This is a genomic window from Microbacterium sp. HJ5 (genome assembly GCF_054824025.1).
On sequence record NZ_JSYE01000011.1, the window covers coordinates 65,919 to 78,122 of the forward strand.

Annotated in this window: 11 protein-coding genes and 2 pseudogenes; 6 read left to right on the plus strand and 7 right to left on the minus strand. The window is 71.2% G+C overall.

The features are described 5' to 3' along the window. The first annotated feature begins 165 nt into the window (after nucleotides 1-165). Nucleotides 166-1,725 carry an SLC13 family permease gene (locus OB08_RS05050; protein WP_461472772.1) on the plus strand — a complete coding sequence of 520 codons (1,560 nt, stop codon included), beginning with the start codon at nucleotides 166-168 and terminating at the stop codon, nucleotides 1,723-1,725. 1 nt (nucleotide 1,726) lies between these two features. Here the strand turns inward: OB08_RS05050 and OB08_RS05055 are convergent, their stop codons facing one another. Beyond that, nucleotides 1,727-2,785, minus strand: a complete 1,059-nt coding sequence (locus OB08_RS05055) for an SDR family NAD(P)-dependent oxidoreductase (protein WP_461472774.1) — start codon at nucleotides 2,783-2,785, stop codon at nucleotides 1,727-1,729. Between the two features lie 48 nt (nucleotides 2,786-2,833). Between OB08_RS05055 and OB08_RS05060 the strand changes: the two genes are divergently transcribed. Both OB08_RS05060 and OB08_RS05065 read left to right on the plus strand, forming a co-directional pair. Further along, the gene (locus OB08_RS05060; protein WP_461472778.1) at nucleotides 2,834-3,397 is read left to right on the plus strand and encodes a TetR family transcriptional regulator; all 564 of its coding nucleotides are present in this window, start codon (nucleotides 2,834-2,836) and stop codon (nucleotides 3,395-3,397) included. Nucleotides 3,398-3,418: 21 nt separating this feature from the next. Then, nucleotides 3,419-3,736 carry a DUF7882 family protein gene (locus tag OB08_RS05065; RefSeq protein WP_461472780.1) on the plus strand — a complete coding sequence of 106 codons (318 nt, stop codon included), beginning with the start codon at nucleotides 3,419-3,421 and terminating at the stop codon, nucleotides 3,734-3,736. 136 nt (nucleotides 3,737-3,872) lie between these two features. Here the strand turns inward: OB08_RS05065 and OB08_RS05070 are convergent. Both OB08_RS05070 and OB08_RS05075 read right to left on the minus strand, forming a co-directional pair. Continuing rightward, nucleotides 3,873-4,175: pseudogene (locus tag OB08_RS05070) on the minus strand (DUF7882 family protein); the annotation flags it as partial. A 9-nt stretch (nucleotides 4,176-4,184) separates the two neighbouring features. Beyond that, nucleotides 4,185-4,838, minus strand: coding sequence for a TetR/AcrR family transcriptional regulator (locus OB08_RS05075; protein WP_461472782.1), 654 nt, complete (start codon nucleotides 4,836-4,838; stop codon nucleotides 4,185-4,187). 107 nt (nucleotides 4,839-4,945) lie between these two features. Between OB08_RS05075 and OB08_RS05080 the strand changes: the two genes are divergently transcribed. After that, complete coding sequence (locus OB08_RS05080; RefSeq protein WP_461472785.1) at nucleotides 4,946-5,752, plus strand: sugar phosphate isomerase/epimerase family protein; 807 nt, start codon at nucleotides 4,946-4,948, stop codon at nucleotides 5,750-5,752. Then, nucleotides 5,752-6,882, plus strand: a complete 1,131-nt coding sequence (locus OB08_RS05085) for a Gfo/Idh/MocA family protein (protein ID WP_461472787.1) — start codon at nucleotides 5,752-5,754, stop codon at nucleotides 6,880-6,882. Before OB08_RS05080 ends, OB08_RS05085 begins: the two co-directional genes overlap by 1 nt. Nucleotides 6,883-7,037: 155 nt before the next feature. On the opposite strand, the pseudogene OB08_RS05090 reads toward OB08_RS05085, so the two are convergent. The 4 genes and pseudogenes from OB08_RS05090 to OB08_RS05105 form a co-directional block, all read right to left on the minus strand. After that, a pseudogene (locus OB08_RS05090) lies at nucleotides 7,038-7,712 on the minus strand (NADPH-dependent F420 reductase); the annotation flags it as partial. Between the two features lie 28 nt (nucleotides 7,713-7,740). Then, on the minus strand, nucleotides 7,741-9,156 hold the full coding sequence (locus tag OB08_RS05095) for an aspartate aminotransferase family protein (protein WP_461472789.1): 1,416 nt from the start codon (nucleotides 9,154-9,156) through the stop codon (nucleotides 7,741-7,743). A gap of 120 nt (nucleotides 9,157-9,276) precedes the next feature. Continuing rightward, nucleotides 9,277-9,498, minus strand: coding sequence for a hypothetical protein (locus OB08_RS05100; protein ID WP_461472791.1), 222 nt, complete (start codon nucleotides 9,496-9,498; stop codon nucleotides 9,277-9,279). Between the two features lie 94 nt (nucleotides 9,499-9,592). Next, the gene (locus OB08_RS05105; protein ID WP_461472793.1) at nucleotides 9,593-10,765 is read right to left on the minus strand and encodes an ROK family transcriptional regulator; all 1,173 of its coding nucleotides are present in this window, start codon (nucleotides 10,763-10,765) and stop codon (nucleotides 9,593-9,595) included. Nucleotides 10,766-10,899: 134 nt separating this feature from the next. Between OB08_RS05105 and OB08_RS05110 the strand changes: the two genes are divergently transcribed. Further along, nucleotides 10,900-12,204 carry an ABC transporter substrate-binding protein gene (locus OB08_RS05110; protein WP_461472795.1) on the plus strand — a complete coding sequence of 435 codons (1,305 nt, stop codon included), beginning with the start codon at nucleotides 10,900-10,902 and terminating at the stop codon, nucleotides 12,202-12,204.

Genomic DNA, 12,204 nt, shown 5'->3' on the forward strand with positions numbered 1-12,204 from the left:
CCGGGCGGCGGCCCGCATTCTCGGAGGACTCGCCGAATCTCGGAGCATTCCGCGGCAATCCTCCGAAAACCGTGCGATCCTCCGAGATCCGCGAGCCCGGGTGCCGAGACCCGGGCGCCCATGCCGGCCTGATGCCCGCCGTGCGCGCTGGCTAGGGTGGGCGGCGTGGACCCCGTCGCGGCGACGCTGATCATCCTGGCGCTGGCCATCATCGCCTTCGTGAGCAATCGCGTACCGCTCGGGGTGGTGGCGATCGGCGTCTCGCTCGCGCTCTTCTTCACCGGGGTGCTCACTCTGCCCGAGGCTCTCGCGGGATTCGGCGACCCGACGGTGCTGTTCATCGCGGCGCTGTTCGTCGTGAGCGAGTCACTGGATGCCTCGGGGGTGACAGCCTGGGCGGGCCAGAAGGTCATCGCCCGGGCAGGCACACGACCGGTCGCGCTGCTCGTCGTCATCACGCTGCTCGTGGCCGCTGCATCCGCTCTCATCAGCGTCAACGGTGCGACGGCCGCGCTGCTGCCGCTCGTCGTGGTCGTCGCCGCCCGCGCCGGCCTCGCCGCTTCGAAGCTGCTCATGCCGCTGGCGTTCGCCGCGTCGGCCGGTTCGCTGCTGCTGCTGACCGGCACGCCGGTCAACATCATCGTGTCGGACTTCGCCGCGACGAGCGGCGGCCGGCCCTTCGGGTTCTTCGAGTTCGCGCTCGTGGGCGTGCCGATCCTCGCCGGCACGGTAGTGATCCTTGTTCTGGGCAGGAACCTGCTGCCCGTCCGCCGGGGCGCGATGATGCCGGTCGACCTCGTTCGCCATGCGCGACTGCTGCGGCAGCAGTACTCGCTGACCCTCGATACGGGCATGCTGCTCGGGCCGAGCACCGGGGTCACGGAGGTGGTCATCCCGCCGCGGTCGGCGCTCATCGGCACGCGCGTGTGCGCCGGCATGTCGACGCCCGACGGCGACCTCGTGGTGCTCGCCGCGCGCCGCGGCGACGACCTGCTCAAGGGGCAGGAGTTCGTCGTCCAGGCCGGCGACGCGCTGCTGCTGCAGGGATCGTGGGACGACCTGTCGCGTCACTCCGACGAGCCGGGAGTCCTCGTCGTCGACCATCCCGAGCGTCTGCGCCGGTCGGTGCCGCTGGGCACCGGGGCGAAGCGGTCGCTCATCGTGCTGGCTGGGATGGTGCTGCTCCTGGCGACCGGCGTCGTGCCGCCCGCCGTCGCGGCCCTCCTCGCGGCGTGCGCCCTCGTGCTCAGCCGCGCGGTGACGCCCACGCAGGCGTACCACTCGATCTCGTGGACGACGGTCGTGCTCGTCGCCGGCATGATCCCGCTGTCGACCGCGTTCCTGCAGACGGGTACGGCGGAACTGGTCGCCGACGGCCTCCTGCGGCTGCTCGGAGACGCAGGCCCTCACCTCGCGCTGCTCGCGCTGTGCCTCCTGACCGTGGGGCTCGGCCAGCTCATCAGCAACACCGCGACGGTGCTCATCATCGCCCCTATCGCCATCTCGGTCGCCGCCGCGCTCGAGGTGTCTGTACAGCCGTTCATGATGGCGCTCACGGTGGCCGGGGCGGCGGCGTTCCTCACGCCCATCGCCACCCCGGCCAACATGATGGTGCTCGAGCCGGCGGGTTACCGCTTCGGCGACTACTGGAAGCTCGGGCTCCCGCTCGTGCTCCTCTTCGTCGCCGTCGCGGTGCTCTACGTACCGCTCATCTGGCCTTTCTGAGTCAGGCCGCCGACCACCCGCCGTCGCTCGCGAGCACGACGCCGTTGATGTTCACGCCGTCGTCGGACAGCAGGAAGGTGATGGATGCCGCGAGCGCGTCGGCCTCGACCGGGTCGGGCATGACCGACATGCCCACCTCGATGCGCGAGGCCCCCAGCGGAGAGCCGAAGGTCGCCTCGATGTTGGTGATCGTCGGCCCGGGCGCGACCGCGTTCACGCGGATGCCGCTGGGTCCGTACATGAAGGCGCTCGACTTGGTCAGGCCGGCGACGGCGTGCTTGGACGCCGTGTAGGCGACACCGGCGGCCGAGCCGCGTAGGGCGGCCTCCGACGCCGTGTTCACGATCGAGCCGCCGCCCTGGGCGAGCATCGTGGGGACGACGGCGCGCATGAGTTTCATGGTGCCCTCGACGTTCACGCGGAAGACGCGCTGCCACACGGCATCCGTCACGTCGCCGACGGGGGTCATGTCGTCCATGATCCCGGCGATGTTGGCGAGCCCGTCGATCGTGTCGCCGGCGGCTTCGACGATGCGCGAGACCCCGGCGTCGTCGGTGATGTCGGCCACGAGCGGCACGACGTCGGTGCCGGGGTGCTCGTCGACGAACTCGTCGAGACGCTCCTGGCTGACGTCGACCGCAACCACGCGGCCGCCTTCGCGGGCGATGCGGGATGCCGTCGCCCGGCCGATGCCGGAGCCGGCACCGGTCACGATGACAGTGCGGCCCGTGAACCGACCCGCATCGAGACGCTCGGTCCACTCGCGCAGCGCCACGGCGGGCTCCGCGTCGCTGTCGGAAGCGGCGGGCTGCGCGGCGGCGGCGCCTGCCGGCACCTCGCCGGAGGCGGCGCGGCGGATGAGGTCGTCCAGCATCTCCTGCGTGAACGCGCCACGGCTCATCTTCACGAGCCGTTTGATCGCCAGGCGGCGGACCGGCTTGAAGACGTCCGGCGTCTGCCCGCCCTGCGCGAGCATGTCGGCGAGGATCGCGTTCCCGGCCGGATCGGCCAGCCAGTCGGCGATGGAGGAGTCGCCCGTGAGCGGCTTCGGGTTGCCCATGTGAGTTCCTTTCAACCGGACATCAATGTCCGGTATTAGGCTACACCCGTGCATAGCACCGCATCCCCCCGTGCGAACCGTGGTCCCGCCGCCGCCGCCGAGAACCGAAAAGCCCTCATCGCCGCTGCCCGCGAGGTATACGCCGACGGCGGCCTCGCCGCGCCCTTCAGCGCCGTCGCCAAACGCGCCGGCGTGGGGCAGGGCAGCCTCTACCGACATTTCCCCGACCGCACGGCGCTCGCCGTGGCGGTCTTCGAGGAGAACGTCGCCGATCTCGAGGAGTACATGTCCTCGTCCGATCGCACGATCGACGACCTGCTCGACCGCGTCGTCGATCAGGCCGTCGTCTCGACAGCGCTCATCGAGCTGATCACCGCCGACCTCCACGACACGCGCGTCCGGCCGCTGGGCGAGCGGTTCGCCGCCGTCGTCGCCCGACTCGTCGCGCGCGAGCGGGCCGCCGGCAGGCTCGGAGCGCACATCGAGACCGAAGACGTGACCATGGCCGTCGGGATGCTGGCGACCGAGCTGGCCCGCGCCGACCCGGCGCTGCGCCCGGCCGTCGCCGACCGCGCGCGGGCATTGTTCCGGGCGGCGTTCGCGCCGCGCTGACTCCGCGCCTAAGATCCTCGCATGGGCAGGTTCATCTACGACACCACGGCCAACGCGGTCGACATCGACGACCGCACCCTGGCGCATCTGCGCATCGTGATGATGAACAAGCTCCGGCGATCCGAGCCGTTCATGTTCGACGTCGAGGTCGGCGACGGCAGCGGGCGCCGCAGCTTCTGGATCCACCCGTCGGTGCCGCTGCAGTTCCACTTCTTCGGCAGCAGGCAGCCGCGCATCAACCGTTCATGGATCGAAGAGCTCATGCAGTCGGCCAGCGGTCCGGCCGGCCTCTCGATCGTTCCGGAACCCGAAGAGGAGTCCGCGCCCGAACAGGGCTGAACGGTCAGTCCGGCCTGACGTCGCCCCCGGTCACCTCGGTGCCGGCGACGGTCAGCGAGCCGACGTCGAGGCTGTCGACCTCCACGCTGCCGAGCGAGACGTCGACGCCCTCGGCGTCGACCACGGGCACCGGACCGGTGTCGAAGTGCTCTGCGACGAGGGTGATCCCGCCCGAGGAGTTCGCCGAGTTGGCGAGCTCCTCGATCCAGTCGCGGCTGAGCTCGGTGGGCTCCGGCTCGTCGAAGACGAAGCGGAGCGGGATGGAGGGGTGCAGCCACAGCGTGCTGCGTCCGCGAGGCTGATCGTCGGGGTGGCGCCAGGAGACCGTGAAGCTCTCGTCGCGACGAAGCTTTGTCGCGATGACGACTTTGAGGTGCGCCAGCGCGCGGTCCTCGATATGGATCGGTGTTGCCGATCCTCCGTAGTAAATGGTCCCCACGGTCAGATCTTAGGCCCCGCCGGAGGATTCCGGGCGATGCGGGGTGAGGAGGCGCGCGAGCAGGTCGAGGGCTTCGGACTGCGGCACCGATTCGTCGAGCATCCACTGCGTCTGCAGGCCGTCGGACGCGGCGATCACGAGGGATGCGACGGCGTCGGGATCGACATCGGATCGCATGCGACCGGATGCCTGATTCCGGCGCACGCGTTCGGCCAGATCCGCCCGCACGGTGGCGAAGCGGGTCGTGGCGAAGCCGGCGGCATCGGGGTGGCCCGGCTCGAGCGCAGTGGCGACGAGCGTGGAGTACAGCTGGACGAGGCCCGGGACCGCGTGGTTGCGGCGGGCGGACTCCGTCATGATGTCGACGGGGGAGGCGTCCGCCGAGTGCGGCTCGACCTCGTCGGCCTGTCGCTCGGCTTCGCGGTAGACCTCGACCAGGAGCTGCTCGCGCGAGCTGAAGTAGTGGGTGAGGGCGGCGTGGGAGACGCCGATCTCCTGCGCGATCGACCGGAGGCTCGTGCCCGCCGAACCCCGTCGCGCGAAGACCTCGATCGCGCGGTCGAGGATCTGCTGCCGCCGGGCGAGGCCCTTCGCGTAGGGGCCGCGCGACCTGGCGGCGCTGTCGCCGCCGGGATCAGCGTGCTCTGGGGGCTCTGATGCCATGCAGGAAGCCTATTCGATTCAAAACCTCCATGTGGAGGTTTTGTGCTACCGTGCTGGGGAAGGCGCTGGACCGGCGCCCGTCGACGTCGACCGCAAGGAGAGGTTCCATGACGGCACTCACATCCGTTCAGCTGTTCACCGTGAAGGACGCCCTCGAGTCCGACCTCGACGGCACCCTCGCCGAGGTCGCCCGTCGCGGCTTCACCGCGGTCGAGCCGTACGACTTCGTGCGCCGGGCACCCGAGCTCGCGGCATCCCTCACCGCTCAGGGGCTCGCGGCGCCCACCGGTCACGCCTTCCTCGCGTCGACGTCGTTCGTGAACCCCGACGGCAGCGGCACCACCCTTCCCGTACCCACCCCCGACCAGGTGTTCGACGCGGCCGAGGTGCTCGGCATGGGCACGGTCATCGACCCGTACACCGAGCCCGCACGCTGGGAGACCCGCGCGCAGGTCGAGGAGACGGCGCGGCTGCTGAACGCGGCCGCCGAGATCGCCGCAGCCCGCGGGCTTCGCGTCGGCTATCACAACCACGCCCACGAGCTCGAGGCGCAGATCGACGGGCAGAGCGGCCTCGAACTGCTCGCCGACCTCCTCGACCCGCGCGTGGTGCTGGAGGTCGACCTCTACTGGGCCGCGCGCGCCGGGGTCGACCCGGCGGCGCTGCTGACGAAGCTCGGCGACCGCGTGGTGGCCGTCCACGTCAAGGACGGCACGCTCGACGCCGAGGCGATCAAGGCCTACCCGCCGGCAGACCAGGTGCCCGCGGGCACGGGCGCAGTGCCGCTCGCCGCCGCGCTGGACGCGGCATCCGCCCTCGAATTCGCCATCGTGGAGTTCGACGCCTACTCGGGCGATCTCTTCGACGGCATCGAGCAGAGCCGGGTCTTCCTCGACGAGCGGGCGGCCCGCTGATGGCGGCGCCCGTCGGCGTCGGGATCATCGGCGCGGGGAACATCAGCGACCAGTACCTCACGAGCCTCACGCGCTTCCCCGATGTGAAGGTCCTCGCGATCGGCGACCTGCTCGAGGACCGCGCGCGCGACCAGGCGGCGAAGTACGGTGTGCCGAGGGCCGGCGGCGTCGACGTCGTCCTCGGCGACCCCGACATCGAGATCGTCGTGAACCTCACGATTCCGGCCGTGCACGTCGAGGTGTCCGAGGCGATCCTCGCGGCAGGCAAGCACGTCTGGACCGAGAAGCCGATCGGCGTCGACCGGGCGTCGTCGCTGGCGATGCTCGAGAAGGCGGATGCCGCGGGCCTGCGTGTGGGCGTCGCGCCGGACACGGTCCTCGGCCCCGGCGTGCAGACCGCCAAGCGCGCGATCGCGCGCGGCGACATCGGCCGCCCGCTGTTCGCGCAGACCACCTTCCAGTGGCAGGGGCCGGAGATCTTCCACCCGAACCCCGCGTTCCTCTACGCCGTCGGCGGCGGCCCGCTGCTCGACATGGGCCCGTACTACGTCTCGGCGCTCATCCATGTCTTCGGCCCCGTGGCGGCGGTCGCCGCGCTGGGGCTCAAGGGCTCCGAATCGCGCGCCGTGCAGGTCGGGCCGCTTGCCGGCGAGGAGTTCCCGGTCGAAATCCCCTCGACCGTCTCGGCGCTCATCCAGTTCGAAGAGGGCGGGCATGCGCAGAGCCTCTACAGCACCGACTCGCCCCTCCTGCGGCACGGAATCGTCGAGATCACGGGCACCGAGGGCACCCTCGTCATCCCCGACCCCAACACCTTCGGTGGCGCGATCACGATCACACGCCCCCTCGCCGAGATGGTCGTCCCGCCGGCGCCCATCGTGCAGGAAGTGCTCGACGTGCCGCAGGACGGCGTGCTCGCCGGCCGCGGCCTCGGCCTGCTGGACATGGTGCGCTCCATCCGCGCGGGCCGGCCGCACGTGGCCACCGGCCGCTTCGGCTACCACGTGCTCGACACGCTGCTCTCGATCGAGGAGTCCGTCGAGTCGGGCTCCTTCGTGTCGGTCGAGTCCACGGTCGACGAGGTCGGCTCGCTCCCGGCCGACTTCGACCCCTTCGCCGCCACGCTCTGAGCGGCGGCCGGCGCGGCCGGCGCATAAGTCCTGCACTCTGCCGGCCGCGCCGCCGCCAGGTCGCGGCGTCCCGCGGCCGCGGCACCGGACTGGCCCGGAAGTGCAGGAGTCGTGCGCGGCCGCGCGCGCAGCAGCGGCGGCGGGCGAGCGCCGGGTCAGCGGGTCGCGCGCGCCAGGTTCGCCTCGAGCTCGGGCTTCGTCTGCCGCGTGACGTAGGCGGGCTGGTCGCGCTCGACCCGCCAGCTCTCGGCGACCGAGCCGATGTCGACGGTGTCGAAGCCGAACTCGTCGTACAGCGCGGTCACGAAGGCCGCGGCCTCGGGGTGGTCGCTCGCCGTCGCCAGCGCGCGCCGGTCGGCCGATCCCGCAGGCGTCCCCGTCGTGAGGATGTCCCCGGACATGATGTGGTTGAACGCCTTCGCGACCTTCGAGTCCGGCAGGTGCTCCTGAAGCAGTCCTGTGGTCGTCGCGCGCTTCTCGTCGAGCTCGGCGATGCGACCGTCGCGCTCCCAGTAGTAGTTGTTCGTGTCAAGGACGATCTTGCCCGCGAGCGGCTCGGCCGGCACCGCCTGATAGGCCTTGAGCGGCACCGTCACGATCACGATGTCGCCGGCGGCCGCGGCATCCGTCACCGTCCCGGCTTTCACGTTCGCGCCCAGGTCGTCCGCCAGCGCCGTGAGGGTCTCGGGCCCGCGCGAGTTGCTGATCACGACGTCGTAGCCGCGGTCGGCGAGGCCGCGCGCGAGGGTCGATCCGATGTGTCCTGCTCCGATGATTCCCACAGTGGTCATGCCGGGGCACAACGCACGGACGCCCGGGGGGAATTCCCACCGGGCGTCGCGCGACGTCGCGAGAGCGTCAGAGGCGCGTCCAGGCCTCCGTCAGCACCGAGCGGAGGATCTGCTCGATCTCGGTGAACTCGCTCGGCCCGATCGTGAGCGGCGGAGCGAGCTGGATCACGGGGTCACCGCGGTCGTCGGCGCGGCAGTAGAGGCCGGCGGCGAAGAGGGCCTTCGAGAGGAAGCCGCGCAGCAGGCGCTCCGACTCGTCGTCGTCGAAGGTCTCCTTCGTCGCCTTGTCCTTCACGAGCTCGATGCCGAAGAAGTACCCGTCGCCGCGCACATCGCCCACGATGGGCAGGTCGGTGAGCTTCTCGAGCGTGGAGCGGAAGAGCGGCGAGTTCTCGCGGACGTTCTCGAGCAGGCCCTCCTCCTCGAAGATGTCGAGGTTCTCGAGCGCGACCGCCGACGACACCGGGTGCCCGCCGAACGTGTAGCCGTGGTAGAACGCCGTGTCGCCGTGCGCGAAGGGCTCGTAGATCCTGTCGCTGACGACGGTGCCGCCGAGGGGCGAGTAGCCGCTCGTGACGGCCTTGGCGAACGTGATCATGTCGGGCTTGTAGCCGTACGCGTCGCACGCGAACATGTGACCGATGCGGCCGAAGGCGCAGATGACCTCGTCGGACACCAGCAGCACGTCGTACTTGTCGCAGATCTCGCGGACCCGCTGGAAGTACCCGGGAGGCGGGGGGAAGCATCCGCCCGCGTTCTGCACCGGCTCGAGGAACACCGCCGCGACGGTCTCGGGGCCCTCGAACTGGATCATCTCCTCGATGCGGTCGGCCGCCCACACGCCGAACTCCTCGAGGCTGCCCGTCGGCGCGCCCATGTCGGACGCGCGATAGAAGTTCGTGTTCGGCACCCGGAACCCGCCGGGGGTGAGCGGCTCGAACATCGCCTTCATCGCCGGGATCCCGGTGATCGCGAGGGCTCCCTGCGGTGTGCCGTGGTACGCGACCGCGCGCGAGATGACCTTGTGCTTGGTGGGCTGGCCCTTGAGCTTCCAGTAGTACTTCGCGAGCTTGAACGCGGTCTCGACCGCCTCGCCGCCTCCCGTCGAGAAGAAGACCTTGTTGAGGTCGCCGGGGGCGTAGTGGGCGATGCGGTCGGCGAGCTCGATCGCCGCCGGGTGCGCGTAGGACCAGATCGGGAAGAACGCGAGCTCTTCGGCCTGCTTCGCCGCGACCTCGGCGAGGCGCTTGCGGCCGTGGCCGGCGGCGACGACGAACAGGCCGGCGAGGCCGTCGATGTACTTCTTGCCCTGCGAGTCCCAGATGTGGTGGCCCTCGCCCTTGACGATGATGGGCACGCCGGGGCCGTCGGTCATCACGGACTGACGGGCGAAGTGCATCCAGAGGTGGTCCTTCGCCATCTGCTGGAGCTCGGCGTCGGAGCGGGTGGGCCGTTGTGTCACGGGCTGCGCGGTGGTGGACATGGGTGTGCCTTCCGTCGGGCTTTTCCCCGACGATACCCGCGCGTCCGCGCGCCTGCTATGACGGTTCGTCCGGTTCAGGCGATGGATGCGGCGGACCGTCCGCCCGCCGTCGTGAGGCGGTCACGAGCCGGCGCCGGCCTCCGGAACGGGGCTCGACGGCGGGGGCGTCGACGGGTCCGTCGGCTGCGGCGTAGGGATCTCGCCGGGCGAGGGCGCGGGCGTGGTCGGCGGCGGGAACGTCGGCTCGGAGGGCGCCGGGAATGTCGGCTCCTGGGGGTGCGGGGCCAGCGGCTCGTCGGGCGTCGGCACCGTCGGCTCGTCGGGGAAGCTCGGATCGCTCATGGGAATGACCTCCTGACTCCAGCCTGCGGCGGGGCGCGGCATCGTTCACCCCCATTGACCGGGTCGCGGGAGCGGTGTACCGCAGCGGACGCCGTCAGGCCAAGGCGCCGGCCGGGTCCGAGAGGAGTCTTTCGAACGCGCCCTCCGCCGCCCCGATGAGCAGGCGGTCCTCGGCGAGGGAGGCGACGCGGATGTCGAGCCCCTCCATGTTGGCGGGCATCGCCTGCGCGCCGACGGCGTCGGTGAGGCCGTCGAGATCGATCGAGGCGAGCGTCGCGAGGAACCCGCCCAGCACCACGACGGAGGGGTTGAGCACGTTGACGGCGTTGGCGAGGGCGGTTGACAGGATGCCGCGCTGCCGCGCCACCTCGGCGGCGACGGCCGGGTCGTCCGACGCCGCGAGCGCTGCCGCGAGAGTCGGCTCGTCGGCGGCGGCGAGCCCCACGGCGTCGAGCAGGAGGGTCCGGCTGACCTCGTCCTCGAGCACGCCGCCGCGGGCGCGACGGTCGGCCTCGGCGGCGATGCCCGGGCGGTTCTGCCCGAACTCGCCGGCGTAGCCGCCGGCGCCGGCCACCGGCATCCCGTGCACGATGAGGCCGCCGCCGATGCCGCTCGCGCCGCCGTTGAGGTACACCACGTGGTCGATGCCCCGCGCGGCGCCGTACAGGTGCTCGGCGAGCGCGCCGAGGCTCGCGTCGTTGCCGACGACCGTCGGCAGCCCGGTGGCGTCGGCGACGAGGTCGCGCACGGGCTCGTCCGTCCAGTGCAGGTGGGGCGCATCGCGCACGAGCCCATCGGCGGCGCGCACGAGGCCGGGCACGGCGAGGCCGACGGCGACGATGCGCGCGTCGGCGAGGTCGCCGGAGCGCCAGTCGGCTGTACGGGCGGCGATCAGGGCGGCCGTCTCGTCCGGGCTGAGGAGATGGTCGAGATCGATGCGCTCGCGGAGGACGATCCGGCGGTCGAGGCCCACGGCGGCGATCGTGAGGGCGTCGACCTCGGGGTTCGCGGCGACGGTGAGGATGCGCGGGCTCACCGCGACGACCGGCGACGGGCGCCCGACGCGCCGCGAGGGATCGGGCGCGCGCTCTTCGACGAGGCCTTCGCGGGCGAGCTCGGAGACGAGGTCGGCGATCGTCGAGCGGTTGAGCCCGGTCGCCTCGGTGAGGTTCGCGCGCGACAGCGGCCCCTCCAGATGCACGAGTCGCAGCAGTCGCGCGAGGTTGCGCTGCCGTACGCCCTCGGCGGTCGGGGTCGAATCGCTCATCCCCCTCACTGTAGGGGGCGGCGCAGCATCCGCTCCGCATTTGTTGCTCTTGACTCCAAATCCGGGGACACGTACGCTGACCTCGTCCACACACACTTTCGACACCGCAGTCGAAACTTTCGAGAGGTTCGAAGATGAACACACGCAGCAGGATGCGGCTGGCCGCCGGGCTCGCCGCGACCGGACTCGCCATGGGTGCCCTCGCCGGCTGCGCCGGCTCGAGCGGCGACGCGGACGGCGGCGACGGCGGCGACGACGTCACGCTCACGTGGTGGCACAACGCCACGTCCGGACCGCTCCCCGCGGTCTGGGAAGAGGTCGCCGCCGAGTTCGAGGCCGAGCACCCGGGCGTCACCGTCGAGCAGACCGGCTACCAGAACGAGGAGCTGCAGCGCACGCTCATCCCCAACGCGCTGGCCGCGGGCGACCCGCCGGACCTCTTCCAGGTGTGGCCCGGTGGCGAGCTGCGTGACCAGGTCGAGAACGGCTACCTCATGCCGCTGGACGACGCGATCGCCGACACCATCTCGAGCGTCGGAGCGACGGTCAACCCGTGGCAGGTGGACGGCGAGACGTACGGCATCCCCTTCACATTCGGCATCGAGGGCTTCTGGTACAACACCGAGATGTTCGAGCAGGCCGGCATCGACGAGCCGCCGGCGACCCTCGACGACCTCGTCGACGCGGTCGGCGCCCTGCGCGATGAGGGGCTCACGCCCATCGCCGTCGGCGCGGGCGACAAGTGGCCGGCCGCGCACTGGTGGTACCAGTTCGCGCTCCACTCGTGCTCGCCCGAGACGCTGCAGGCGGCCGAGACCGACTTCGACTTCTCCGACCCGTGCTTCGTCGAGGCGGGTGAGCAGCTCGAGGAGTTCCTCGGCATCGAGCCGTTCCAGGAGGGCTTCCTCGGCACGCCCGCGCAGACCGGCGCCGGCAGCTCGGCTGGACTCGTCGCCAACGGCCAGGCGGCGATGGAGCTCATGGGCCACTGGAACGCCGGCACCATCGGAGGCCTCACCCCCGACCAGCAGGTGCCCGAGTACCTCGGCTGGTTCCCGTTCCCGGCCATCGAAGGCTCGGACGGCGACCCGACCGCCTCGCTCGGCGGCGGCGACGGATTCGGATGCTCCGCCGAGGCGCCGCCCGAGTGCGCCGAGCTGCTGGCCTACATCATGAGCTCCGAGGTGCAGGCGAAGTTCGCGGCGAGCGGCTCGGGCATCCCAACGGTCGCCGAGGCGCAGGAATCCCTCGAGGACCCGAACCTCAAGATGGTCGCCGAGGGCCTCGCGGCCTCGTCGTTCGTGCAGCTGTGGCTCGACACCGCCTACGGCACGACGGTCGGCAATGCCATGAACGAGGGCATCGTCAACCTCTTCGGAGGCGCCGGAACCCCGCAGGACGTCGTCACCAAGATGGAAGACGCCGCGGCGACGCTCTGA